General features: G+C 59.7%; 25 protein-coding genes. 11 read left to right on the plus strand and 14 right to left on the minus strand.

The features are described 5' to 3' along the window. Nucleotides 1–38 precede the first annotated feature (38 nt). From lipB to B0H98_RS12440, 11 genes are all read right to left on the minus strand, one after another. On the minus strand, nucleotides 39–692 hold the full coding sequence (gene lipB, locus B0H98_RS12390; RefSeq protein WP_106375380.1) for a lipoyl(octanoyl) transferase LipB: 654 nt from the start codon (nucleotides 690–692) through the stop codon (nucleotides 39–41). Further along, nucleotides 693–1,004, minus strand: a complete 312-nt coding sequence (locus B0H98_RS12395) for an HP0495 family protein (protein ID WP_106375381.1) — start codon at nucleotides 1,002–1,004, stop codon at nucleotides 693–695. Between the two features lie 57 nt (nucleotides 1,005–1,061). Continuing rightward, the gene (locus B0H98_RS12400; protein WP_106375382.1) at nucleotides 1,062–2,279 is read right to left on the minus strand and encodes a D-alanyl-D-alanine carboxypeptidase family protein; all 1,218 of its coding nucleotides are present in this window, start codon (nucleotides 2,277–2,279) and stop codon (nucleotides 1,062–1,064) included. A 57-nt stretch (nucleotides 2,280–2,336) separates the two neighbouring features. Next, nucleotides 2,337–3,341, minus strand: coding sequence for a septal ring lytic transglycosylase RlpA family protein (locus B0H98_RS12405; RefSeq protein ID WP_106375383.1), 1,005 nt, complete (start codon nucleotides 3,339–3,341; stop codon nucleotides 2,337–2,339). Beyond that, nucleotides 3,338–4,363: a lytic murein transglycosylase B gene (mltB, locus tag B0H98_RS12410; protein ID WP_106375384.1), complete on the minus strand. Its 1,026-nt coding sequence runs from the start codon at nucleotides 4,361–4,363 to the stop codon at nucleotides 3,338–3,340. Before mltB ends, B0H98_RS12405 begins: the two co-directional genes overlap by 4 nt. Before the next feature lie 41 nt (nucleotides 4,364–4,404). After that, nucleotides 4,405–5,565 carry a rod shape-determining protein RodA gene (rodA, locus tag B0H98_RS12415; RefSeq protein WP_106375385.1) on the minus strand — a complete coding sequence of 387 codons (1,161 nt, stop codon included), beginning with the start codon at nucleotides 5,563–5,565 and terminating at the stop codon, nucleotides 4,405–4,407. Nucleotides 5,566–5,568: 3 nt separating this feature from the next. Continuing rightward, entirely contained in the window at nucleotides 5,569–7,476 is a 1,908-nt protein-coding gene (mrdA, locus tag B0H98_RS12420; RefSeq protein ID WP_106375386.1) for a penicillin-binding protein 2, read from the minus strand. Between the two features lie 70 nt (nucleotides 7,477–7,546). Continuing rightward, nucleotides 7,547–8,014 (minus strand): 23S rRNA (pseudouridine(1915)-N(3))-methyltransferase RlmH, encoded by a 468-nt coding sequence (gene rlmH, locus B0H98_RS12425; protein WP_106375387.1) that lies wholly within the window; start codon nucleotides 8,012–8,014, stop codon nucleotides 7,547–7,549. After that, nucleotides 8,011–8,397, minus strand: a complete 387-nt coding sequence (gene rsfS, locus B0H98_RS12430; RefSeq protein ID WP_106375388.1) for a ribosome silencing factor — start codon at nucleotides 8,395–8,397, stop codon at nucleotides 8,011–8,013. The genes rlmH and rsfS overlap by 4 nt, the downstream gene beginning before the upstream one ends. Before the next feature lie 78 nt (nucleotides 8,398–8,475). Continuing rightward, a complete protein-coding gene (gene nadD / locus B0H98_RS12435; protein WP_106375389.1) occupies nucleotides 8,476–9,147 on the minus strand; it encodes a nicotinate-nucleotide adenylyltransferase in 672 nt (223 codons plus the stop codon). Continuing rightward, nucleotides 9,144–10,451: a glutamate-5-semialdehyde dehydrogenase gene (locus B0H98_RS12440; RefSeq protein WP_106375390.1), complete on the minus strand. Its 1,308-nt coding sequence runs from the start codon at nucleotides 10,449–10,451 to the stop codon at nucleotides 9,144–9,146. The genes nadD and B0H98_RS12440 overlap by 4 nt, the downstream gene beginning before the upstream one ends. Before the next feature lie 175 nt (nucleotides 10,452–10,626). On the opposite strand from B0H98_RS12440, the gene B0H98_RS12445 reads away from it, so the two are divergent. Genes B0H98_RS12445 through B0H98_RS12455 form a run of 3 tightly spaced genes read left to right on the plus strand, consistent with a single transcriptional unit; the run spans nucleotide 10,627 to nucleotide 13,824 of the window. Beyond that, nucleotides 10,627–11,475, plus strand: a complete 849-nt coding sequence (locus B0H98_RS12445) for a hypothetical protein (protein ID WP_106375391.1) — start codon at nucleotides 10,627–10,629, stop codon at nucleotides 11,473–11,475. Further along, nucleotides 11,472–12,401, plus strand: coding sequence for a diguanylate cyclase domain-containing protein (locus B0H98_RS12450; protein ID WP_106375463.1), 930 nt, complete (start codon nucleotides 11,472–11,474; stop codon nucleotides 12,399–12,401). Before B0H98_RS12445 ends, B0H98_RS12450 begins: the two co-directional genes overlap by 4 nt. Nucleotides 12,402–12,426: 25 nt before the next feature. After that, on the plus strand, nucleotides 12,427–13,824 hold the full coding sequence (locus B0H98_RS12455) for a bifunctional DedA family/phosphatase PAP2 family protein (RefSeq protein WP_106375392.1): 1,398 nt from the start codon (nucleotides 12,427–12,429) through the stop codon (nucleotides 13,822–13,824). 4 nt (nucleotides 13,825–13,828) lie between these two features. Here the strand turns inward: B0H98_RS12455 and B0H98_RS12460 are convergent, their stop codons facing one another. From B0H98_RS12460 to mpl, 3 genes are read right to left on the minus strand one after another with little or no spacing between them, the layout of a single operon-like run. Then, on the minus strand, nucleotides 13,829–14,449 hold the full coding sequence (locus B0H98_RS12460) for a LysE family translocator (RefSeq protein WP_106375393.1): 621 nt from the start codon (nucleotides 14,447–14,449) through the stop codon (nucleotides 13,829–13,831). Then, complete coding sequence (locus tag B0H98_RS12465) at nucleotides 14,446–15,117, minus strand: flavin prenyltransferase UbiX (RefSeq protein ID WP_106375394.1); 672 nt, start codon at nucleotides 15,115–15,117, stop codon at nucleotides 14,446–14,448. The genes B0H98_RS12460 and B0H98_RS12465 overlap by 4 nt, the downstream gene beginning before the upstream one ends. After that, the gene (gene mpl / locus B0H98_RS12470; protein ID WP_106375464.1) at nucleotides 15,114–16,499 is read right to left on the minus strand and encodes a UDP-N-acetylmuramate:L-alanyl-gamma-D-glutamyl-meso-diaminopimelate ligase; all 1,386 of its coding nucleotides are present in this window, start codon (nucleotides 16,497–16,499) and stop codon (nucleotides 15,114–15,116) included. Before mpl ends, B0H98_RS12465 begins: the two co-directional genes overlap by 4 nt. 252 nt (nucleotides 16,500–16,751) lie before the next feature. On the opposite strand from mpl, the gene B0H98_RS12475 reads away from it, so the two are divergent. From B0H98_RS12475 to pepQ, 8 genes are all read left to right on the plus strand, one after another. Further along, the gene (locus B0H98_RS12475; RefSeq protein WP_106375395.1) at nucleotides 16,752–17,141 is read left to right on the plus strand and encodes a glutaredoxin family protein; all 390 of its coding nucleotides are present in this window, start codon (nucleotides 16,752–16,754) and stop codon (nucleotides 17,139–17,141) included. Nucleotides 17,142–17,406: 265 nt separating this feature from the next. After that, the gene (locus tag B0H98_RS12480; protein ID WP_106375396.1) at nucleotides 17,407–18,978 is read left to right on the plus strand and encodes an ABC transporter substrate-binding protein; all 1,572 of its coding nucleotides are present in this window, start codon (nucleotides 17,407–17,409) and stop codon (nucleotides 18,976–18,978) included. Between the two features lie 157 nt (nucleotides 18,979–19,135). Beyond that, nucleotides 19,136–20,185: an ABC transporter permease gene (locus tag B0H98_RS12485; RefSeq protein WP_106375397.1), complete on the plus strand. Its 1,050-nt coding sequence runs from the start codon at nucleotides 19,136–19,138 to the stop codon at nucleotides 20,183–20,185. Beyond that, on the plus strand, nucleotides 20,182–21,123 hold the full coding sequence (locus tag B0H98_RS12490) for an ABC transporter permease (RefSeq protein ID WP_106375398.1): 942 nt from the start codon (nucleotides 20,182–20,184) through the stop codon (nucleotides 21,121–21,123). The genes B0H98_RS12485 and B0H98_RS12490 overlap by 4 nt, the downstream gene beginning before the upstream one ends. A 7-nt stretch (nucleotides 21,124–21,130) precedes the next feature. Further along, nucleotides 21,131–22,147, plus strand: a complete 1,017-nt coding sequence (locus tag B0H98_RS12495; protein WP_106375399.1) for an ABC transporter ATP-binding protein — start codon at nucleotides 21,131–21,133, stop codon at nucleotides 22,145–22,147. Next, complete coding sequence (locus B0H98_RS12500) at nucleotides 22,144–23,211, plus strand: ABC transporter ATP-binding protein (protein ID WP_106375400.1); 1,068 nt, start codon at nucleotides 22,144–22,146, stop codon at nucleotides 23,209–23,211. The genes B0H98_RS12495 and B0H98_RS12500 overlap by 4 nt, the downstream gene beginning before the upstream one ends. A 49-nt stretch (nucleotides 23,212–23,260) precedes the next feature. After that, the gene (locus B0H98_RS12505) at nucleotides 23,261–24,190 is read left to right on the plus strand and encodes a LysR family transcriptional regulator (protein WP_106375401.1); all 930 of its coding nucleotides are present in this window, start codon (nucleotides 23,261–23,263) and stop codon (nucleotides 24,188–24,190) included. A 33-nt stretch (nucleotides 24,191–24,223) separates the two neighbouring features. Continuing rightward, nucleotides 24,224–25,522: a Xaa-Pro dipeptidase gene (gene pepQ, locus B0H98_RS12510; RefSeq protein WP_106375402.1), complete on the plus strand. Its 1,299-nt coding sequence runs from the start codon at nucleotides 24,224–24,226 to the stop codon at nucleotides 25,520–25,522. Nucleotides 25,523–25,597 lie beyond the last annotated feature (75 nt).

The following is a 25,597-nucleotide window of genomic DNA, read 5'->3' on the forward strand; positions in this document are numbered from 1 at the left end:
CCGCAGCCTCGGGCTGCGGCGGTTTTTTTAAATACAGGCTAGGCGCAGACGGGCAGAAGCTCTCGCTTCAACTCAGACGCCAGCGCACTCGCCAGTTGAGTGCCTACCTGATGCTCGGCGGGTAGTGCCGCCAGATCCGCCAAACGGGTAACCGCCATGCCGGCATAACCGCAAGGATTGATGCGCTGAAACGCCGCCAGATCGTTATCTACATTGAGCGCCACGCCGTGATAGCTCGCCCCGCGCCGAATGCGCAGACCCAGCGAGGCAATCTTGGCCTCGCCCAGCACGCTTTTGACGTAAACGCCTGGCGCATCAGGGCGCGCGTGCGCTTCAACACCGTAGTCGGCCAATAGTGCAATAACGGCATTTTCTAGCGCCGACACCAGGTCACGCACCCCTATCTTGCTGCGCCTTACATCCAACAGCGGGTAAAGCACCACCTGCCCGGGGCCGTGGTAGGTTACCTGGCCGCCGCGGTCGGTCTGCACCACGGGTATATCGCCAGGCATCAATAGATGCTCAGGCTTGCCCGCCTGCCCCTGGGTAAATACCGGGTCATGCTCAACCAGCCAGAACTGGTCGGGCGTATCGCTGTCGCGCGTATCGGTCAGTGAGCGCATCGCCTCCCAAACCGGCAAATAGGGCCTGCGCCCCAGGCAATGCAGCTCGATAGGCGGCGAGATGCTCATCTAGACCACCATGTGGACGCGGCCGGTGGCCTTTAGATCATCAAACAGCTGGCTGATCTGCGCTTCACTGGTGGCGCGAATGGAAATACGCACCGACTGAAAACGACCGGTGCGGCTTTCGACTACCTGCATTGTCGATTCATCGAAATCCGGTGCATGGCGCACCACGACCTGACACACGCAAGCGGGAAAATCTTCGGCAGCATCCCCCACCACTTTCAAGGGGTAGTCACAGGGATAGGTGATCTTGGGCGCCTCGGGCGCTACCGGGTCGCGCATATCGCGAAATGTCTTCTGGGGACCCTTTTTCATCATATACCTTCTACTTGGCGTGAACCTTGGCCCGGGTAGTGCCCCGGGCCTGACCGGTTAATCGGTAAAGTTGGCGATCAAGCCGCTGAAGAAGCGCCGAACCTGATCGAAGAGACGCTTGAACAGACCGCCCTCTTCAACGTTTTCAAGCGCTACCAGCTCGCGCTCGCCGACCATCTCTTCACCCAGGTAGACTTCCAGCGTGCCCACATCATCGCCAACGGCAATGGGTGCCTGCAGTTCAGAGTTAAGGTTGAGGCGCGCGCGCAGCTCTTCGTTACGATTACGCGGCAGGGTCATGTAGACTTCTTCGTCAACGCCTACGCGCAGCTCGTTGATATCACCGCCCCAGACGCGCGGCGTGGAGAGCACGGCACCGCGCTCATAAAGCTTCATGGTTTCGTAGAAGCGAAAGCCGTAGCTCAAGAGCTTCTGGGCTTCCTGGGCACGCGCCTCTTCAGAATTGGTACCCATTACCACGGAGATAAGGCGCATGCCGTCACGCTCGGCAGAAGACACCAGGCAGTAGCCAGCCGCTTCAGTCCAGCCGGTCTTCAGACCGTCAACGGACGGGTCACGCCACAGCAGGCGGTTGCGGTTGGGCTGGTCGATGCCGCCGTAGGAGAAGTGGCGCTGGGAGTAGACAGCGTAGTGCTCCGGGTAGTCATTGATGATATGACGTGACAGCCGCGCCAGGTCGTGGGCGGTCGAGTAATGGTTGTCGCTGGGCAGGCCCGTGGCATTCTCGAAGTGGGTATTGACCATGCCAAGCCGCGCCGCGTGCTGGTTCATGAGATCGGCAAACGGGCCTTCACCACCGGCCAGGTGCTCGGCCATGGCCACACTCGCGTCGTTGCCCGACACGATGATGATACCGTGCAGCAAGTCATCGACCGCTACCTGGTTACCTACCTCGATGAACATCTTGGAACCGCCGGTACGCCAGGCCGTTTCGCTGACATTGACCAGATCTTCAGGCTTGATGGTGCCGCGATCCAGCTCACGCTCCACCAGGTAAGCCGTCATCAATTTGGTAAGACTGGCCGGTGGCAGGCGCTCATCCGAGTTGTGCTCGGCAAGAATGCGCCCGCTGTTGGCATCCATCAGGATCCAGGAGCTGGCTGCAATCTGCGGGGCCGCCGGAATAATAGTCTGCGGTTGGGGCTGCGGCTGAGGCTGGGGTAACTCCTGAGCCGCCGTCGGCAGCGCTACCGCCGTAATGGCCGCAAACAGGCAGAGTTGGGCAGAGCGGCGAATCGACACAAATACATTCATCACTAACATCTCGCTTACAAGAAAACGGCGCCAGGCACCAAGAGTATAAAAAGTGGATTATCTCACGATAAAGACTTGAGGAAAGCCCGCTTGACGAAGCTCTTCGCGCGCTCGCGTTTCCTGAGCTGGGCCCACCGGCCCCACCTGCACGCGATACACATTGGCATCACTCATCACACGCACTCCCATGGGTAGTTCGTTTTCCAGGCGCTTTTGAAGCTGCTGCGCGCCTTCAGCACTGCCCAGGGCGGCGATCTGAAGATAGATGGCGCCCTCGCCCGGTGTGTCGGCGTAGGCCGCCGGCGCCGAGGCCGACTGGGCGGGCGCTGCATCCGGCGCGGGAACGCGGCGCGGCTGCTCACCCGGCGGCGAGGTGGCAGGCGCTCTAGAAGCCGCCACCGGGGCGCTTGAAGGCGCCCGATCACCCGCCAGCCAGCGCTCCGGGTCTACCGCTTCGACTTTTACCCGCCCGGTGCCGTTATCCAGTATGCCCAGGCGCGCGGCGGCGGCGTAAGAGAGGTCGATCTCACGGTCGCTATGAAAAGGCCCGCGGTCATTGACCCGCACGATGACCGACTGGCCGCTATCCAGGCTGGTAACCCGTGCAAAGGTAGGCAGCGGAAGCGAGCGGTGAGCCGCCGACATCTTGTACATGTCGTAAATTTCACCGTTGGAGGTCGCGTAGCCGTGAAATTTTTCGCCATACCAGGAAGCCGTTCCCTGCTTGGCATAGCCTCGTGAGTCGGGCATGACGTGGTAGGTCTCCCCCCACACTTCATAGGTGGAGCGGTTGCCCGCCCGTGAAGGCGCCTCGATGCGCGGCTCGGCATCCGGCACCGTTGATACGTCCGGCGGCTCGACCGGATACGCATCGCCATTCATGGCATAGCGCCCGCCGCTGCTGGCAGGGGTAGTACTGGCGCTACTCGCCGCAGGTTTGGAAGGCTGCGCCTGAGAAGGCGCCTCCACACGCTGGGTTTTATTGCTGGCGCACCCACTGATCAGGGCCGCCAGAGCTAATGCACTACCTAACCGCCACGTCGCTGTCTGCAGCATTCTCATCCCTGTTCCTCAACCTGTTGCTCAATGGCCTCGGCAAGCTCGGTGACCGCCATGGCATACAGATGGCTGTGGTTATAGCGCGTAATGACATAGAAATTGTTTTCACCCAACCGGTAGCGCGTATGCTCTTCGTCCATTTCAAACGCCAGCGGCACCACGCGCAGCGCGTCATCAAGCGGCTCTTGAGGCTCGATACCGGCAGCTTTCATATCGGCCACGGTAATACTGGGTGCGAATGTCTGATTGAAGACAAGTGCATCAGGAAGCTCGTCCGGCCCGGTTGCTTCGTGATAGATAGCGCCATCGCGCTGCCAGCCATGCTCGGCAAAATAATTGGCAACGCTGCCGATGGCATCTACCGAGTTTTCCCACAGGTCGCGGTGCCCATCGCCGTCGAAATCAATCGCGTAGGCCTGATAGCTTGTGGGAATGAACTGCGGATACCCCATGGCACCGGCATAGGAGCCGTAAAGATCGGCAGGGTCCACCTCCTGCTCGTAGGCGATCTCAAGAAATGCGGCCAGTTCGCCGCGGAAAAAGTCACCGCGGGTGGGGTGATAAAATGCCAGTGTCGATAAGGAGTCCAGCACGCGATGCTGGCCTTTATGACGCCCGTAATAGGTTTCAACACCGATAATGGCGGTAATGATGCTGCCCGGCACGCCGTACACCTCTTCGGCTCGCGCCAGCGTATCGGCATGCACCTGCATGAACGCAGCGCCCTCTTCAATGCGCTGCTGTTTCAAGAATATGTCACGATACTCAAACCAGCGCAGACGGCGCTCCGCCGCTCCGTCCATGGCATCAAGCACCCCCTGGGAGTAGTTTGCCTCGGCGAAGGCGTTGCGTAACCACGCGTCTGGTACGCCCTGGGCCGCCACTTCTTCAATCAGCTGTTGAACGCTCTCGTTCTCCTGCAGATTTACCGGCTCGCGCTCCTGTTCAGCCAACGCCTGGGGAATCGAACACACTAGTAGCGCGGCAACCAGACAGCCGCCAGCTCTATTTCGGGCCCTGTTCATCAACTCACCACTCCTTTGAAAACGCAACGCCTATATGTCAATCAACGTGGCAACAGCCGACGATGGGCATGAATGGACATGAGAATACCGAACCCGGCCAGCAAGGTCACGCTGGAGGTGCCACCATAGCTCACCAGCGGAAGCGGTACCCCCACCACCGGGAGAATACCGCTGACCATGCCCACGTTCACGAATACATAAATAAAGAAGGTCAGGATAATACTGCCAGCGAACAGCCGTCCAAATGTATCCTGCGAAGACGCAGCAAGCCACAGCCCGCGCCCGACAATCATCAGATAAAGCGCGAGCAGCACCAGCATGCCGACCAGGCCAAACTCCTCGCCCAGCACCGCGATAATGAAGTCGGTATGCCGCTCGGGCAGAAACTCGAGCTGGGACTGGGTGCCATCCAGCCAGCCCTTGCCCCAAAGACCCCCGCTGCCGATAGCCGTGGTCGACTGAATGATGTTCCAGCCAGAACCTAGCGGATCACTTTCAGGATCGAGAAACGTCAGCACCCGCTGGCGCTGATAGTTGTGCATGTTCATCCACAAAAGCGGCACACAGGCACCCAATACCGCGACGACAAAGCCGATCAGACGCCAAGACAACCCTGCCAGCAGCACCACGATAACAGCGGCGCTCGCTACCAGCAGCGAGGTTCCAAGGTCCGGCTGAATGGCGGTCAGCACGACCGGAACACCGATGATCACGGCGCACACCATGATATCGCGCAGCCGCGGTGGTAGCTGGCAGCGGTTCAGGTACGCCGCCACCATCAGCGGTACTGCAAGTTTCATCATCTCGGAGGGCTGAAAACGGATCACCCCGGGGATTTCCAGCCAGCGCTTGGCGCCCATGCCTATATCACCGGCGATTTCCACCGCCAGCAGCATGATGACGCCGATACCATAGGCAAACGGCGCCCAGCGCAAAAAAGTGGTGGGCGAAAGCTGGGCCAAAAACACCATGCCCACCAGCGCAATGCCAAACCGCATGGCCTGAGCGATCACAGACTCGATACGCTGACCCGAGGCGCTATACAGCACCAACAACCCGCCCGCCATCAGCACGAGCAACAGGGCCAATAGCCAGGGGTCCAGGTGAATACGTTCCCAAATGCTTTTACGCCGTGCAATACCGCTATCCGGTGGACGAACGGGGTGGCGACGTAAAGGACGTGTCAGGGTCTGCCAGGCCATAGGTCAGTTACCCTCCACGTTGGCGCTGTCTTCTTCAAGAACTTCCCGTATTTCGTCGGCTTCGGGGGCGTCATCCTTCAATAGCCAGGCGTCGGTCATCGCGCGGGCCAGATGAGCGGCGTGAGTACTGCCACCCCCGGCATTTTCAACGATGACCGACACGGCTATCTGCGGGTCTTCAATCGGGGCGAACGCCATGAACAGGGCGTGATCACGCAGGCGCTCGGCAAGCTCATCGGCGTTGTAGCGCTGATCCTGACCAAGCGAAAACACCTGAGCAGTGCCCGATTTCCCGCCCATGCGGTACTCAAGGCCTACCCCGGTTCGCCGTGCGGTACCCTCACTGCCACTGACGACCTTTTCCATACCGCTGAAGACCCGATCCCACCAGGCGTCATTTTCCAGATGAATGTCGTCAAGCGTACCGGGAAGATCATGAGCTACCGGCTCATCGCCGATTTCCAGCGCCAGGCGCGGCTTTACCCAGTGGCCGCGATTGGCAAGGGTTGCCGTGGCACTGGCCAGTTGCAAAGGAGTAACCTGCCAATACCCCTGACCAATGCCCACTGAAAGGGTCTCGCCGGGGTACCACGGCTGATTGAAGCGTTCGCGCTTCCACTCCCGCGAAGGCATCAAGCCGCTGCTTTCACCCTGTACATCGTGGGCAACGCGCTGACCAAAACCAAAGCCGCTCATGCGCTCATCGAGCTTGTCGATCCCCAGGTCATGAGCCAGCGTGTAGTAATAGGTATTGTTGGATACCGCCAGGGAGCGCTCCAGATCAACCCGCCCATGCCCCCAGCGCAGCCAGTTGCGGTAGCGGCGCGAATCGTTGGGCAGCTGATAATAGCCGGGGTCGTTGATCGTGCTATCCGGGGTAATCACCCCTTCGGCAAGCCCTGCCAAGGCAAGAAAAGGCTTGATGGTGGAGCCCGGCGGGTAATGACCGCGGATCGAGCGGTTGAATAGCGGAAGATCAAGATCCTCCTGCAGTCCGCGATAGGAGGCCACGTCGATGCCGGTAACGAACTGGTTACTGTCAAATCCTGGCGTCGACACCATGGCCAGAATTTCGCCGGTGGCAGGGGCAATGGCCACGATCGAACCGCGTCGGCCATCCATCAGCTCATAAGCCAGGGTCTGCAGCGACTTGTCGATGGTCAGCACCAGGTTCTGGCCGGGCACCGGGTCAGTGCGACCAAGCTCTCGCAACACGCGCCCGCGGGCATTGGTTTCAACCTTGCGTAGCCCCGCCTCCCCGTGCAGCTCTTCTTCGTAGAAGCGCTCTACACCGGTTTTACCGATAAAGTGAGTGCCCGCGTAGCGGCCGGCATCCAGGTTCTGAAGCTCTTCGGCGTTGATTCGCCCGACATACCCAAGCGTATGAGCCATGACCTCGGCATCGGGGTAGTAGCGCAGCAGCTGCGCTTCCACCTCGACCCCCGGCAGGCGATGACGGTTTACTGCCAGTCGAGCAATCTGGTCTTCGCTTAAATCGCTCATCAAAAGCGCAGGCTGAAAAGGTCGTTGGCGCTGGCGAGAGCGCACGTTGAACGCCTCGATATCCTCTTCGGGAAGCTCCAGGAGCTCGACCAGCAGCGCCAGAGTGTCATCAAGATTATCGACACGCTCACGCACCAGCGTCAGGTTATAGGTAGGGCGGTTTTCGGCGAGCAGTACGCCGTTGCGATCATAGATCAAGCCACGATTGGGCGGTAAAGGCTCAACGCGAACGCGGTTTTTTTCCGAACGCGTGGTATAGATATCGTGTTTGACGATTTGTAGATACCCAAGCCGCCCTACCAGCAGGCAGGCCAGGGTAATAACCACCAAAACGGCAAGCAGCGCCCTGACACGGAAAATGCGCAGTTCTTGCTCGGAATTTTTTAGCGTGTCACGGCGCTGGCGCATGGCAACAGGGAACTCTCAAATCAGACAATTGACGCAACAGCGGCCAGCATCCGCCACCGTTTCACTAGCCTCAACGATGATAGGGATGGCCTACCAGTAACGTCCAGGCACGATAAAGCTGCTCGGCGAGCATGATGCGAACTAGCGGATGCGGCAGGGTAAGCGAAGAGAGCGACCACGCCTTGTCGGCCATGGCCGACAGCGAAGGCTCCAGACCGTCAGGGCCGCCTACCAGCAGAACGATATCGCGGCCTTCCATTCGCCAGGCATCGGCCTCCTGGGCAAGCTGTTCGGTAGTCCAGGGCTTACCCTTGACTTCAAGCGCCACGATATATTCGTCACCACGCAGCTTATCGCGAATGCGCTGCGCCTCCTGGGCACGGGCTTTCACGATATCTGCATTCTTGCCGCGCTGACCAAGCGGGATCTCTTCTATTTCCAGGCTGAAATCCCGAGGGAGCCGTTTACGGTAGGTTTCGATGCCCTCTTCCACCCACGCAGGCATTTTGGTTCCTACCGCCAACAGCCTGATCCTCATGACATGCGGACTCGCTCTTCAAAGTGCTCGAACGACTCATCGCGAGTCAGCCCTTCGCTGGGCAGGTCAGACCACAGACGCTCGAGGTCATAAAGCGTACGCGCTTCGGGCAGCATGACGTGAACCACGATATCGCCAAGATCCACCAGTACCCAGTCGGCATTATCGCCGCCTTCAACGCCACGCGGCTGCAAACCTGCCGCCTTAGCCTTCTCCACCACGTTTTGCGCCAGTGCCGCAACGTGACGAGTAGAGGTACCGCTGGCGATCAGCATGAGGTCGGTCACCTCTGTCAGGCTGGAAACGTCCAGATGGGTAATATCACGTGCTTTAAGTTCTTCTAACGCATCAAGCGCTAGGCTTTTCAGTGTATCGATGTGCATGACTCCTGAAGACAACCCTGTGTAGTATTCGGCTGATAAAGCCGGCCATTGTAACGGCTTCTATGGTGACTGCCAGCGCTATTCGTCGTGAGACGAAAAGTGTCGATAAAAGCCATTTTTGCCAATGGCCTCTTCTACCGCTTCTGGAAGCAGATAGCGGGTGCTTTTACCCTCGCCCAGCCGCTTGCGAATATAGGTCGCTGAAATCGCCATCTGCGAGGGCAGTGTCAGCATCATGACCCCACCGCTTGGGCGCTGCATCAGCGAATCCGCTCCTTCGACTTCGCGCGCGCCGACCAGTTCCGTCAATTCCTCGGGCCAGGGCGCGGCGTAACCCGGCCGCGCCATGACCGCGAGATGCGCGTGATCGAAAAGCGCCTGCGCCTGATGCCACTGAGCAAGGCGCAAGAACGCGTCAAACCCGATGATCATTACAAGCCGAGCCTGAGGGCCGTACTCCTTGCGCAGCTCAATCAGAGTATCAATACTGTAGGAAGGCCCGTCGCGGCGAAGCTCGCGGTCATCGGCATATAGCCCTGGCGTCTCTCCAATGCCCAGCGTCAGAAGGGTCAGGCGCTGCTCTGCTGATACCTGCGGCTCGCCGCGTAGCGGCGGCTTGGGTGCCGGTATCATGTGCAACCGATCAAGCCCGAGCGCTTCGCGTGCTTCAAGCGCACTGCGTAAATGACCGTGGTGAATGGGGTCAAACGTACCCCCCAGCATGCCGACTCTTAACGCTTGGGAACTCATTGCCGAACCTGACCATCCCCGAAGACGACGTACTTCTGCGTGGTCAGCCCTTCGAGTCCTACCGGCCCGCGCGCATGCAGCTTGTCGGTGGAAATGCCGATTTCCGCGCCCAGGCCGTACTCGAAGCCGTCGGCAAACCGGGTGGAGGCATTGACCATGACCGAGCTTGAATCCACTTCTGCCATGAAGCGGCGCGCCAGCGAGTAGTCCTGGGTCACGATGGCATCGGTGTGGTGCGAGCCGTACTGCTCGATATGCGCAATCGCCTCATCCATACCGTCGACGACCTTGATGGCCAGAATCGGCGCCAGATATTCCGCCTGCCAGTCCTCTTCCGAGGCAGCAATCGCCTGGGGTAACAGAGCACGGGTACGCTCACAGCCACGCAGCTCGACATTATGCTCAGCGTAAGCACGTGCCAGCTCAGGCAGTATCAGATCGGCGATCGGCGCATCCACCAGCAAGGTTTCCATGGTGTTGCAGGTACCATAACGGTGAGTCTTGGCATTCACCGCGATGGCCAGCGCCTTGGCCGGGTCCGCCGTGGTATCGATATACACATGGCATACGCCGTCCAGGTGCTTGATGACCGGCACCTTCGCTTCGCGGGAAATACGCTCGATCAACGATTTGCCACCGCGCGGAATGATGACGTCCACATAGTCCGGCATGCTGATCATGGCGCCCACCGCAGCACGGTCGGTGGTAGCGACTACCTGCACGCAACTGGCGGGCAGGCCCGCATCAAGCAGCCCCTGAGTAATACAATCACTGATGGCGGCATTGGAAGCGCTGGCTTCAGAGCCCCCGCGCAAAATACATGCATTACCCGATTTCAGGCACAGACTGGCCGCTTCCATGGTCACATTGGGGCGTGATTCGTAGATGATGCCCACAACCCCGAGCGGCACACGCATCTTGCCTACCTGAATACCACTTGGCCGGTAGCTCATGCCATCAATCTCGCCGACCGGGTCAGGCAGTGCCGCCACTTGGCGAAGCCCTTCGATCATGGCATCGATACGCGCGTCGTTCAGCGCCAGGCGATCCAGCAGGGCGCTATCCAGCCCGTTTTCCTTGCCGCGAGCAAGGTCTTCGGCATTAGCATCAAGAACCTGCCGGCGTGCGTCTTCCAGTCGGCTCGCCATGGCATCAAGGGCACGATTCTTGGTTCCCGTTTCCGCACGACGCAACGCGCTTGCCGCTGACCGCGCCGCTTTGCCCAGCGTCTGCATGTACGCGGGCACGTCGCCGGCGTCGAGTTGCTGCTGGGCCTCATCGTGAAACGGTGCTAAAACGCTCATGCTCTCTCCCTCGTGTCGTCGTCTGCGCAATCGTGGCAATTGTGCTCGGTGGTAGGCAATATATTACGCTACTTGGACGTTATAATGGGTGCCTTGGGTTTCCTATTTCAGTCAGCTGCTTAGCGCATTTACTGACCGTATAAATGGCGTTATTAAGGATGAATAGTAAGCCACCATGCAAAGCAAATACAAAATTCGCCTGCTCAAGGCCAACCTATTCGCGGCAGCGAGCATACTGGCTGCGTGGTCGCTTTCGGCAACGCCGGTGGTGGCGCTGGCACTCTGGGTATCGTTCGGCTGGCTTTTCATTACCGCGCTGCTGCTTGATTTCAGCCATCGCTACTCCCACGGCCTGCCTTGGCAGGTCGTTCCCGGCGCGCTCTTGCTGGGGTTGATAGCCACCGACCCCCAGCGGCACAGCCTACTTGTCTGGGCATGGGCTGCCGTGTTCATGCTTCCCCAGGCGCGCTGGGCATTCATGTTCAACACAAGTGCCGCGGTATTTAGCTGGGTATTGATCATGCCAGGCCTCAATATTGCCGAAGGGGTCTTGATGCTTACCCTGCTGGGGATTCTGGGCGTACTGGCGCTCTCCAGAGCACGTCAACTCGTCGATATGAACGGGGCTATCCGCCAGCGCTCACGCCTTATTCCTGGTGCCAATTTCTGGGCAGGTGAGCAACTGCTTCGCGACCTGCCCCGTGAGCAGACACGCGCTGAGCGCGAGGTCATTTACGCAGAACTTCTTGTACTGAAGGTCAAGCGTCGCCAACTCTGGGCCACGGCCAAGAAACTCTGCTCGCTCACCTATTCGTTTGAAAATACCTACCGGCTGAATAACACCACCCTGGCCACACTCATGCTTTCCCGTTCACCTCAGGAGGCGTCACTGCGTCGCAAACAGCTGCATGCGGCCTTGACTGATAATATAGCCAGCCATTACTTGGCGCTGATCGATATAGAGCCCACCACGCTGACCCTCAACCAGCTATGCCACGCCCCCGTGCCTGGGAGCGCGACGTGAGCCTGCATCCGCTTTCAAGGCGGCTGATGACGCTGGCCTATAGCGCCAGTCTGGTGCTGATGATGGGCTACGCGCTATGGCTTTACGCCATGGGCAACTACCTGAGCCTGCTGGTACCCGCCTTCATGACCCTGCTGCTGCTGGCGGCCCTGCTGCTGCACCTTGGCCGAACGGCCAAAGGCCATATCGCGCAGATAATCTTGCTGATTGCCACCTGCCTTGCGGTCTTGAATGCGCTCTGCAACCCGCCCTACGCCTCTGCGATGTGGCTTGGTCTGCCCATGGCAACGGCATTTTTACTGCTACCCTTGTGGGCGGCACTGGTCTTGACAGGGGTGATTGGCCCGCTCATATGGGGCGCCATTGATCACCCGGCGCTGCCAAGCGCTTATGTATTTGGCTATCTGGCGCTTTTGCTTCTGCTGGCGCTACCTCGCTGGGAGCACGGCCGACGGCGGGCGCTTTTAAACGCCACCGACCCCAACGACTGCTACTGTAACGCGCTGAATATCGGCACCTTGAAAGAGCGTCTGCAAAACGAATTTCAGCGCGCAGCCATGTTGAATAAGCGCCTGGCCGTGCTGGTGATCCACTTACCCCAGCTGGACATGGCCGAAGAGCAGTTCGGCCCGCGGGCAAAGATTGCGCTGCTCGACACGCTATGCAACGAAGTACACGCCCGCTGCCGCGACCATGACATTCTGGGCCGTGCCGAAGAGGCCACGTTCTGGCTGGTACTGCCCGACACCAGCGAGAGCGGTGCCCTGCTGGTGCGTGAACGACTACACTATGCCCTTTCGCAGTGCGTATTGATTGAAACCGGCCAGCTTGAAGCGCGCATTGCCGCCTGCTTGCCACATAAAGAGAGCTTTGAACGCTACGTACAACGTCTGAACGGCCGTGCCCAGGCGCTGGCAAATGGATGACGGCTTTTATTTTCAGGAGTGTTAAGTGTCTTTAGCCGATACCCTTCACCAGCTCTCGCTCTCCCCGCCCATGCTGCTGCTGGTAATTCTGCTGATCTCACTGGCGGAATCTCTGGCGCTGGTGGGCCTTCTAGTGCCGGGCGTGGTGCTGATTACGGCGGCCGCGTCGCTGGCGGGCCATGAATCCGTCAGCTTGCTGTGGGTCGTCATGGCCGCCTTTCTAGGCGCGGTCATAGGCGATGGAGTGAGTTTCAGGCTGGGCTATCACCACCGCGAGCAGATTACTCAGCGGTGGCCGCTGTCCGTACACCCGGAGTGGCTGGGACGCGGTGCGCGATTTTTCGAACGCTACGGCCTTTACTCGGTTTTCTTTGGCCGCTTCGTAGGCCCGGTGCGGCCGATCATCCCTTTGGTGGCGGGCATGATGCGCATGCCGCCACGCACTTTCCTGTGGGCCAACGTAGGTTCGGCGTTGCTCTGGGCACCGGCCTATGTGCTGCCGGGGTATCTGCTGGGCCGTACCTGGCAGGAGCACCTTCTGTTACCGCCAGGCGTCAAGACAGCGCTTGTGATGCTGGCGGCCTGCATCGTGGTGCTCGCGGTCATCTTTTCCTGGGGGCGAGCGCAGGTGGGGCGTCAAGGCCGGATATATCTGGCCATCGCCCGCCTTGCCAGGCGCATTCCTTTCCTGCGCCGCCCATGGCTTGCCATGAGCCAATCCGGCGAGGTACCGATCGCCTCACTGCTGCTGTTGATCATTGCACTGGCAAGCCTGTCGGGCTGGACGCTGCTGGTGGTATATCACGATGGTCCTTTGAATCTGGATCTTTATGTGCAGCGTCTGTTCGCATGGATTCAGGTCGGCTGGCTCATTTCAGCCGGCGCCGTGTTCGCCAAGATTGGCGACAAGCTGGGCATTGCGGTGCTGTTGCTACCCTGGGCGCTGTGGATGCTGCGTCATAAACGCCTCGATGCCCTGCTTCACTGGGGGGCTGCGGTCGGCGGCATTGCACTTTTAAATACCTTTGGCAAAGCCTATTTTGGTCGCGCCCGTCCGGATACCCCAGACTATCTGACCGGCTCGCTCTCCTACCCAAGCGCCCATACCTCGACATCCGTTGTCGTACTGGGGCTACTCGCCGCCTTTATTGCTTCCGAGTTGCCACGCAAAAAGCGAGTCTGGGTTTACTGGACGGCCATTGCCCTTGCCGTCCCTATGGCACTTTCGCGGCTGGTCATAGGCGTGCACTGGTTTAGCGACCTGGTAGGCGGCGCGCTATTGGGGCTTGTCGTCTGCGCGCTGGTACGCCTTAGCTGGCAAAGCTACCCGCGCCCGCCGCTAAGACCCTGCCCGTGGTGGCAGCTGGGTCTTGCCTCGCTGCTGCTGGTCAGCGCGCGCATCGTCTTCTACCCGCCGGTTTAGCCGCTTAGCCCAGCGCCAGCCAGAGCCCGACGCCAATCATCAAGGAGCCTGCGATGCGGTTTAAAAGCCGCACGTTGCCGCTTTTACCCAGCGTCTTGCGCAGGGTTTTGCCGCCCGTGGCATAGACCAGCATGCTGACAAACTCGATCATCAGAATCACTGCGATCAGCAGCACCAACTGGCTGCCGAGTGGGCGGCTGCTGTCCAGAAAAGGCGGCAACAGTACCATGAAAAACGCCCAGCCCTTGGGGTTGGCAACGGCGGTGACGAAACCCTGAATGGCGAGCTGCAAGCGCCCCGCGGCGGGACCGGCATCCAGTTCAGCAGGGATCGCCATGCGCCCGCGCGAGCGCCACATCATGATGCCGAGATAGGCAAGGTAGGCCCCACCGATCCACTTGAACGCGGTAAACAGTTCAGGCTGGCGCAGCATCAGTGCGGCAACACCCGCACCAGCCGCCGCGGCGACAAGCCCCACCCCCAAAAGCTCGCCAATCATCATCCAGAGGGTACGTTTGACGCCCTGAGTCATGCCCAGCACCATGGCAAGCGTCATGCACATCCCAGGGGTCAGCGAGACAAATAGAAACGTGGGAATAAAGATGGAGAGCGTAGCCCAGGTCATGGCTGGTCCTTGGTATGATTACTTACGTTGTCATCTTGCGTATCACTTGCCTGCTCACCCCAGCGAGGCACCAGGGTGTGCGCGATGCCCAGTTGATTGAGAATCCTTGCCACGATGAAATCCACCAGATCCTCGATGCGCTGCGGACGATGATAGAAGCCCGGAGCGGCTGGCAGTATCACCACACCCAACCGGCTTAGCCCCAGCATGTGCTCCAGGTGAATGGGGGACAGCGGGCTTTCCCGGGGCACGAGTACCAGCGTGCGGCGCTCCTTGATGGCAACGTCCGCCGCGCGCTCGATCAGGTTGTTGCTCGCCCCTGTCGCCACCGCCGAAAGCGTGCCGGTGGAACACGGACAGACCACCATGGCCGATGGCGCGCCGGAACCAGACGCCACCGGCGCCATCCAGTCCTCGCGGCCAAAGCAGCGGATCTGCCCCGGCCGGGCACCGCTTTGCTCGCGTAGCGCCTCAGCCAGACGCTCGGGCTGCGCGGGCAGACTGATATCCGTTTCGGTAGCAACCACCATATGGGCCGCCTTGGATATCATCACCCACACTTCATGGCCTGCTTCGACCAGCACATCGATCAAGCGCAAGCCGTACTGCACACCAGAGGCGCCGGTCAGTGCCACGGTAATCGGTTTCTTGAAAGACGTATCGCTCATGCCACAGGCTCCCGAGTGGCCAGTGCCGTAAGCAGGCGCTCGTGCACATTCTCAAAGCCACCGTTGGACATCACCACGATGCGGTCCAGGGGTGCGGCCTGCGCGGCCACCGCGCTTACCAGCGTATCGATATCGCGATACAAGTTAGCCTTGGCACCCTGCTCGGCCACTAGCGCCTCCATTGACCATTCGATATTGGCCGGCTGATACCAGTACACCTGATCGGCATCGCTGATGCTTTCGTTCAACCGATCGCGTAGTGCGCCCAAACGCATGGTATTGGAGCGCGGCTCGATTACCGCCAGCAGCCGGCCCTTGGTCGTGGTGGCGCGCAGCCCTTCAAGCGTCGCGGCGATGGCCGTGGGGTGATGGGCGAAGTCATCGATCACCTGAACGCCGTTGACCTCACCGCGCACTTCCTGGCGTCGCCGCGGCGTTTCAAAGCGGGCCAGCGCCGCGCAGGCACGGGCAAGATCAACCCCACACTGATGGGCCGCGGCCAATGCGGCCAGGGCATTACGCGCATTGTGCGCGCCGCTTAACGGCCACTCGACCACGCTATCCTCCTCGCCGTGCTCCAGACGGTGAATCACCTGGAAGCGGCTGGCATCCGGGCGTTCCAGACACAGCTGCCAGCTGCTTTCGGGCTGCTCGCCAAAGTGCTCGACCGGCGTCCAGGCGCCCATGGCCAGCACGCGCTCAAGGGCCGGCTGCTCGTCGGCGACCAGCAGCCGGCCCTTGGCTGGCACGGTGCGCACCAGATGATGAAACTGGCGCTCGATGGCGGCAAGGTCGGGGAAGATATCTGCGTGGTCGAACTCGAGATTATTGAGCACGGCGATATCCGGGCGGTAATGAACGAATTTGGAGCGCTTGTCGAAAAAGGCGGTGTCGTACTCGTCGGCCTCGACGATGAACGGGCCGTGAGGATCGCCAAGGCGCGCCGAAACGCCAAAATTACGCGGCACGCCGCCAATCAGAAAACCCGGTACCTGGCCCGCGCTCTCCAGAAGCCAGGCCAGCAGACTTGCCGTGGTGGTTTTCCCGTGGGTACCGGCTATGGCAATGACCTTGCGCCCTGGCAGCACGTGCTCGGCCAGCCACTGGGCGCCGGAGGTATAGGGCAGGCCGCTATCAAGGAGCGCCTCTACTTCCACGTTCCCCCGGGAAAGCGCATTACCGACGATCACCAGATCCACAGAGGTGTCCAGATGCTCCGCTCGGTAGCCCTCCATCAAGGTGATACCCGCCTCGGCAAGCTGGGTGCTCATCGGCGGATAGACATTGGCATCCGAGCCGCTGACCTGATGGCCCTGTTCACGCGCGAGCAGCGCAAGACTGCCCATGAAAGTGCCACAAATACCGATAATATGGAGATGCATGTTGCGCCCCTGAAACGTAATCAATACAGCCATGAAATTGCCAGAAAGACTATCACGACCGGCCTGATTGCTCATCCCTAAGCATTGGTTTTAGCGCTTGAAACTGCCGCGCATGCAGCCTGCCATCCGTAGGCCTTCAAGTGACAAATGCTCACGATTGTTGCAGGATGCGCCCACGCTAACCGACTACCGGTATTCAATACCGACCTTTCAACAACCGCTGAACGTCTTGGTGTCAGCAAGGAGCCTACCGTGCGCGTATTGATTCGCTATTTCTTCCGGGGTGTTCGTCTGGTACTGGCACCGGTAATGATCGTCTCGGAAAAGCTCACCACTCCAAGTGCTATCGAGCGCACGCCCGCCGAGCAGGCGCGCGTCGACGAGGCCTGCCAGCGCCTGGCGCTCTATCAGTTCAAGACCTGCCCATTCTGCATCAAGGTACGCAAGGAGATTGCACGCCTAGGGTTGAATATCGAACTGCGCGATACCCAGCAGAACCCGGCGCATAAGCAGGCGCTGGTGGAAGGCGGTGGCAAGCCCAAGGTGCCGTGCCTCTACATCCACCACGAAGATGGTCGTGAAGAGTGGCTGTACGAGTCCGACGATATCAATCGTTGGCTACATCAGCAGTTCGGCGCTTAAAGCTTGCGCATTCGTGCCCGTGGTCAAACAAGCGTTTACTTTCAATATGCGACTTTCGGCTAATAGCGAAAGCCTGTACGGCGCCAACTAGCATGGTCATTCAGTAGATGAATAGAGCCTGTCATTATTTCGATTGTGCGACGCTAGGCCATCTCTCTATGTTAGTAGGATAGCTTACAAGCTGACCGTGTCTGCTTTGCTGGCTAAAGGCGGGATTTCAGACGGTAAAGCGAACAATAAGACCATCAATAAAACGGGAACAATCATGACGCTCAAGAAAACCTTACTGGCTTCAATCATTGGGGCAACCGTTGCTGGCAGCGCTCTGCTTCCGCTGACCGCAAGTGCCGAAGCACTGCGTATCGGCTACTCCGCCGACCCGGAAACCCTGGATATCCATGAGCAGCTTTCTGGCGGCATGCTGCGCTTCTCCCACCTGGCCTTTGATCCGCTGGTTCGTTGGACAAAAGATTTCGATTTTGAACCGCGCCTGGCCACCGAGTGGGAGCAGACCGACGACACCCATATCCGCATGACACTGCGTGAAGGCGTTACTTTCCATTCAGGTAACCCGTTCACCGCAAAGGACGTCGTGTGGACCATCGAGCGTCTGCAGGAGAGCCCCGATTACAAAGCCATTTTTGAGCCGATTGCCAGCGCCGAAGCCATCGACGACTACACGGTAGAAATCACCACTACCGAGCCCTACCCGCTGATGCTGAACCTGGCGACCTACATCTTCCCGATGGACAGCGAGTTCTATACCGGCGAAACCGACAGCGGCAATGACAAGGCGGAAATCGTCAAAGCCGGCAACTCCTTTGCCTCGCGCAATGTTTCCGGTACTGGCCCCTTCCGTCTGACCGATCGCCGCCAGGGCGTGCGTGTCGACTTCGAGCGCTTTGAAGATTACTGGGACACCGAAACGGAAGGCAACGTTTCCAGCATCGTGCTGACCCCGATCTCTGAAAACGCGTCACGCGTGGCGGCTCTGCTGTCCGGTGGCGTTGACTTCATCGATGCCGTACCGCCCAACGATCTGGAGCGTATTCGCGAATCCGGTGATGTCGAGCTGATCGAAGTGCCCGGCACCCGCATCATTGGCTTCCAGCTCAACCAGGAAAAGGTTGAAGCGTTCCAGGACGTACGCGTGCGTCAAGCCGTTGATCTTGCCATCAATCAGGAAGGCATTGCCGACCGCTTGATGCGTGGCTTCGCCACCCCGGCGGGTCAGTTCTCACCGGAAGGCTACTCCGGCCACAACCCGGATCTGGTGCCACGCTACGATCTCGAGCGTGCTCAGGAGCTGATGGCAGAAGCAGGCTATGAAGATGGCTTCACGGTCGACATGATCGCGCCCAACAACCGCTACGTTAACGATGCGCAGATCGCCCAGGCCGTTGCCAACATGCTGTCGCGCATCAACATCAAGGTGAATCTGCGCACCATGCCGCTGGCCCAGTACTGGCCGGAGTATGATACTCGTCAGTCGGATATCGCCATGCTTGGCTGGCACTCGGATACCGAAGATAGCGCCAACTTCTTCCAATACCTCTCGTTCTGTATCGATGACGAAACCGGTGCCGGTCAATACAACTACGGTAACTACTGCAACGAAGAGATTGATGCGCTGGTAACCGAAGCCGATAGCGTGACGGATCTTGAGCGGCGTAACGAAATGCTGCGCGAAGCCGAAGCCATGCTGTATGAAGACGTGGGCTTTGTCATGCTGCACTGGCAGAACCTGGCCTACGCTGCGGCTAACGGTGTCGATATCGAGCCGGTGGTCAATGCGATCGACTTCCCCTACCTGGGTGATCTTGTGATCAACCGCTAAGTCTGCTGAACGCCCCTTAAGCGCTAAAGCAAGGATGCTTCGCTCTCCAGGCAACTGGAGAGCGAAGCACTTGTCATGTCCAAAAGCAGCGGTAACGCGTTTAAAACACTTACCGATAGACCCTTTGTTAAACACTATTACATAGGTGGCGTACGCCATGATTGCCTTTTTAATCAAGCGGCTGATGCACGCGGTATTGGTGATGTTCGTCATCAGCGTGCTGGCCTTCGCCATTCAGGACAACCTGGGTGACCCGATACAGCAGATGGTGGGCCAGTCGGTCCCGGAAAGTGAGCGCGAAGCCCTTCGCGAACGCTTGGGATTGAATGACTCCTTTCTGGTGCAGTATGGCCGCTTTGCCAAGAACGCGGTCCAGGGCGACTTCGGGTACTCATACTTCTATCGCGAACCCGCGCTTGGCGTAATTGCCCGCCATCTGCCGGCCACGCTCGAGCTTGTGTTCGCCGCGACGCTGATCATTGTGCTGTTATCGGTACCCATCGGGGTCTACAGCGCGATCAAGCCCCGCGCGGTCCTTTCACGCTTTTTCATGGGCGCGTCGATCATCGGTATTTCCATTCCGGTATTTCTGACCGCCATTGTGCTCATCCAGATATTCTCCATCGGCATTACCGTCTCCCTCTTTCCGGAAAGTACCGGTTGGGGCGCCTGGCTCAATGGCCTGCTCTCGACTCAGGGCAACATGCCGTCCTTCGGGCGTGGCTATGACCTGGTGCACGTTGTCGGCCACTGGGACACCAATATGGCTTCCTGGGACGGGCTCAAGCACCTGGTACTGCCGGCCATTTCGCTGGCCTCCATCATGCTGCCGCTGTTTATCCGCCTGATCCGCGCGGAAATGATGGAAGTACTGCAGTCTGAGTACGTCAAGTACGCCCGCGCCAAGGGCATTTCCATGCGCCGCGTCTACTTCGTGCATGCGCTGAAGAACACCATGCTGCCGGTCATTACCGTGGGTGGTGTGCAGATTGGCACCATGGTGGCCTACACCATCCTGACCGAGACCGTTTTCCAGTGGCCGGGCATGGGCCTGATGTTCCTGGATGCGATCAACCGTGCCGATATCCCGCTTATCGTGGCCTATCTAATGATTGTCGGCGTCATTTTCGTGGTGACCAACACCATCGTGGATCTGATCTACGGCTTTGTGAACCCCACTGTAAAACTGACTGGTAAGCCCGCATGACGATGACAACGAACAAGGCACCCAGCCGCCTGGATCGCTTTCGCGACTCCTTCGTGTGGTACAGCTTCAAGCGCGACCGCACCGCGCAGCTCTGCCTGGCCGTTTTTCTCTGCCTGGTAGTGGCCGCCTTCTCGGCACCCTTGCTGGCCCCGACAGACCCTTACGACCTACGCCAGATCGATATCATGGCCTCGGAACTACCGCCTTTCTGGATCGATGGCGCCGATGAGCAGTACTCCCTGGGCACCGATGCCCAGGGTCGCGATCTGTGGTCGATCATTCTCTACGGCACCCGCGTGTCGCTATTGATCGGCTTTGGCGCGGTGATTCTCCAGGCGCTTCTAGGCGTGACCTTTGGCTTGATGGCGGGTTATCTGGGCGGGCGCGTGGATGCCTTCCTGATGCGCCTGGCGGATATCCAGCTCTCGTTCTCGACGCTGATGGTGGCCATCGTCGTCGGTGCCGTGGTCAAGGCGACCCTCGGCGGCGCATTCTACAGCCAGTACGCCGTGCTCATGCTGGTGCTGATCATCGGCCTGGCCGAGTGGCCGCAGTATGCGCGTACCGTGCGCGCCTCGGTTCTCGCCGAAAGGAGCAAGGAGTACGTGGATGCCGCCCGGGTCATGGGCCTGCGCAGCAAGCGGATCATGTTCCGCCACGTGCTGCCCAATACGCTTTCGCCGATTTTTGTCATCTCCACGGTGCAGATTGCCAACGCGATCATTTCTGAAGCGGCGCTTTCGTTTCTGGGTCTGGGTATGCCGGAAACCCATCCGTCACTGGGTTCGTTGATCAAGGCAGGGTTTGACTACATTCAGTCAGGCTCCTGGTGGATCACGCTGATCCCCGGTGCGGTACTGGTGGTGCTGGTGCTGTCTATCAATCTCCTGGGCGACTGGCTGCGCGATGTCATGAACCCACGACTCTACAAAGGCTGAGGACACCATGGCATTACTCGAAGTTTCCCAGTTGGATGTACGCTTCGCCCTGCGCCAGGGCGAAGTCAAGGCCATACGCGATGTGAGCTTTACCCTCGAGCGCGGCGAGCGCCTGGGGATCGTTGGCGAGTCCGGTGCGGGTAAATCCGTCGCGGCCTTTTCGCTTCTGAACCTGATTTCCAAGCCAGGCTTCATTGCCGGGGGCAGCATCCGCTTTGAAGGTCAGACGCTGAACACCATGTCCGAGCGCGGTCTGCGGAAAATTCGCGGCAACCGCATCTCGATGATCTTTCAGGATCCGATGATGACCCTGAATCCGGTGCTCTCCATCGGCGAGCAGATGGTCGAGTGCCTGAAGGCGCACCGACGCATCTCCTCGCGGGAGGCGCGCGCCATTGCGCTGGACAAGCTGCGTCAGGTGCAGATTCCCTCGCCGGAAAAGCGTCTGGACCAGTACCCCCACGAGCTCTCCGGCGGGATGCGTCAGCGCATCATCATCGCCATCGCCCTGCTGCTCGACCCGGACATCATCATTGCCGATGAGCCAACCACCGCACTGGATGTCACCATTCAGGCGGAGATCATGGCGCTGCTGCTGGACCTGTGTGAGCAGCACAACGTCGGCCTGATCCTGATCACCCATGACCTTGGCGTGGTAAGCCAGGTGACCCAGCGCATGCTGGTCATGTACGCCGGCCGGGTGATCGAACAGGGCCCGACGCGGGAGATCATCAACGACCCTCAGCACCCCTATACTCAAGGGCTGATCAACGCCCTGCCCCAGATGGCAACACCGGGCGAGAAGCTCAACCAGATTCGCGGCAGCATGCCGTCGCTTTCCAATCTGCCGAGCGGCTGCGCCTTCCATCCGCGCTGCGACTTCATCAAACGCGCCGATGGGCAGACGCGTCCTGCCTGCGTCGAGCAGGTGCCCGGTTTCGTACAGACCGGTAACTGTCAGGTGGCCTGCCACATGGTGGCGGAGCTGCTGGAAGATCGTCGCTTGAAGGAGGAGAGCCAATGAGTGCCCAGGCAAGTGCGGCGGCCGTGAATCATATTCCCGCTGAAAACGTTGAAACCGCCACCCCGCTGCTGCAGATTCGTGATCTGAAAAAGCGCTTCTCGCTCTCCGGTGATTTTCTCGAGCAGCTGCGTTTCAAGGGCGGCAAGCTTGTTCGCCACCAGGAGCACGTGCATGCCATCAACGGCGTAAACCTGGACATCAGCCGCGGCGAAGCCCTGTGCGTGGTGGGCGAATCCGGTTGCGGCAAGTCCACCGTGGCGCGCACGGTCATGGGGCTTTTGAGCCCTTCCGAGGGCGAGATCCACTACGACGGCCAGCGGATCGACAACTTGAGTTCGCGCCAGCTGCTGCCCTATCGCAAGCGCATGCAGATGATCTTCCAGAACCCTTACGCGTCGCTGAACCCGCGCATGACCATTCAGCAGACCCTGGAAGAGCCGCTGCGCCTGCACCACCCCAAGTGGAACCGCCAGCAGATTGCCGACAAGGTCGAAGAGGTAATGCGCTCGGTAGGTATCGACCCGGACTGGGGCAAGCGCTTTGGCCATGAGTTTTCCGGCGGCCAGCGTCAACGTATCGCCATTGCCCGGGCCCTTGCCGTGGACCCGGAGTTTATCGTGGCCGATGAGCCCATCTCGGCACTGGATGTCTCCATCCAGGCGCAGGTACTCAACCTGCTCATGGAAGCCCAGCACGCGCGTAACCTGACCTATCTGTTCATCACCCACGACCTGGCCGTGGTCGAGCACTTCGGTACCCGAGTGGCGGTAATGTACCTGGGTACGGTGTGTGAAATAGCCACCACGGCCACGCTGTTTGCCAAGCCGCGTCACCCCTATACCCAGGCGCTGCTCTCCTCCATTCCACGTCTGGAAGATGACCGCCCGCAGCATATCCGGCTGGAAGGCGAAGTGCCGACACCGGTACACCTGCCCAGTGGCTGCGTGTTCCACGGCCGCTGCCCGTATGCCAATGCGCGCTGCCGCCAGGAGATCCCGCTGTTACAGATGCAGAATGACGGCACTCGCGTTGCGTGCCACGCTGTTGAAGAAGGCCGCTTATGAATCGCGGCGCTTCAGGTGCGAGGCACGCCACATCACTGCGAGGTAAGGCATGGAAATTCGCTGGCTAGAAGACTTTATCGCCCTGGCCAGAACTCGGCATTTTTCACGCGCAGCAGATGATCAACACGTTACCCAGCCTACCTTCTCTCGGCGCATCAAGCTTCTGGAAGAGGAAATGGGGGTAACGTTGATCAATCGCCAGACGCTACCGCTTTCACTGACCCCGGCCGGCGAGGAGTTTCTCACCCTGTGCGAGCAGGTCACCGACCGGGTACGACTGACCCGCGAGCGTCTGCGTGAAATCAGTGCAGGCCAGCAGCGGCGTATCATGGTCGCCGCGCCGCAAAGCCTGCTGGCCCATTTCCTGCCGGAGTGGCTCGCCTCCTCGGGTTGGGAAAACCGGGTACAGCCCTACTTGCGCGCTACCGGCTGGATCGCTCACGACTACTTTCAGGCCCTGGCGCGCGCCGAATGCGACCTGGCCATCTGCTACTGGCCCGTAGGGCGCTGTGACCTGGATATTGATACCAGCGACTGCCATCACCGGGTAATTGGCCACGAACGGCTGATTCCCGTCACCGGCGTCACCGCCCAAGGGGAGCCCCACGCCGTGCTGCCCGGAACGCGCCAGCAGCCCACGCCCTGGCTTGCCTACCCCAAGCGCGGCCTGCTGGGCTCGGCCATCAAGGCGCATCTGGCAAGGCTTCCTCAGAGCACGCATTTGATTGCGCAGAGTGAAAACCTGTACGCCGCGGGTATAAAGGAGCTTTTGCTGCTGGGCTACGGCATGAGCTGGCTACCCGAGCGCTGTGTGTCAACGGAACTGGCCGAAGGCACGCTGGTGCGCGCCGGCGATAGCCGCTGGGACGTACCCATGGAGCTTCGCCTCTACCGCCATCAAAAGCAGCATCATGCCGAACTCGATGGCCTCTGGGGTGAGCTCCCCTCGTCGTCAAGCTATTCACGCAGTCAGTCATAAACCGTCGATAAGACCGCCAACAGGACCCCCTGCATGTCAGCAACCTTATTCAATCAGCAGCTTGAACATATTGCCCACCTACAGCGCGAGTACGACGCGCTGCTGGCGCAGCACGGCTTTGATAGCCTGGCTATCTACAGCGGCCACGCCGCCATGCATTTTGCTGATGACCACGCGGCTTCTTTTCAATCTTACGGGCATTTCATGCACTGGGTGGGGCTTGCGGACGTGCAGCACAGCTGGCTGGTCATCCAGCCCGGCAAACGGCCGCAGCTGCACCTCTATGCACCGGATGATTTCTGGCATCTCACGACTCAATTACCGGATGAGCCCTGGGTATCCGCACTGGATATTAAGCTTTGCACCCGCCGAACCACGCCATCACTTGATGGCAAGGCAGCGGTGATCGGTGACGTGGCCAGCCTGCCGCAAGACACGCAACAAGCGCTGAACGCCGAGCGCGCTCCTGATGCGCTGATGCGCAGCCTGGATGAGCTGCGCGTAACGAAAACACCTTATGAGATCGCCTGCCTGCGTGAAGCCAACCGCCTGGCCATGGCCGGCCATCAGGCAGCCCAGGCCGCGTTCATTGGTGCTTCAGGAGAGCTGGATATCCAGCTTGCCTACCTGGCGGCCAGCCGTCAGCGTGAATCGCTGGTGCCCTATCAAAATATCATTGGCCTCAACGAGCACGCCGGCGTATTGCACTACCAGCACTACGAACTGACCCCACCCAAGCAGCGCTTCAGCCTGCTGGTGGATGCCGGGCGACGTTTCAGAGGCTACTGCGCGGATATTACGCGTGCTTATGCTGGCGCTGACGCCCCTGAGGCGTTTGCGGAACTGGTCACAGCGCTGCACGGTTTGAAGGATGAGCTAGTCTACAGTATCGCGCCGGGAGTGGATTTTGTCGCTCTGCACGAACGCATGCATGAGCATCTGGCAGAAATACTGGTGGCTCACGACCTCTTCAAGGGCACCCCGGAACAGGCGGTAACAGACGGGGTTACACGCGCCTTCTGTCCACATGGGCTTGGCCACCTGCTGGGGATTCAAGTTCACGATGTGGCGGGCCTTCGTCATCCGGATGGCTCGCCCGCGCCAGCACCACAAGACCACCCGGCCCTGCGCCTGACCCGCACACTACGCCCAGGCATGGTCGTAACCATTGAGCCGGGGCTCTACTTCATTCCCATGCTTTTAGAGCCGCTGCGTGATAAAGCGCTGCCCGTTAACTGGGCGCTGATCGATGAGCTACTGCCCTGCGGCGGAATCCGCATCGAAGATAACGTACTGGTGACTGAAAGCGGTCACGATAACCTGACGCCCTGAGACGGCCCCCAGCCCGAATCGGGCTGGCTATTCACCTACAAAAACACCCGGCGCAAGGCCGGGTGTTGAGTAACT

The sequence above is a fragment of the Vreelandella songnenensis genome, assembly GCF_003002925.1.
Lineage (GTDB): Bacteria > Pseudomonadota > Gammaproteobacteria > Pseudomonadales > Halomonadaceae > Vreelandella > Vreelandella songnenensis.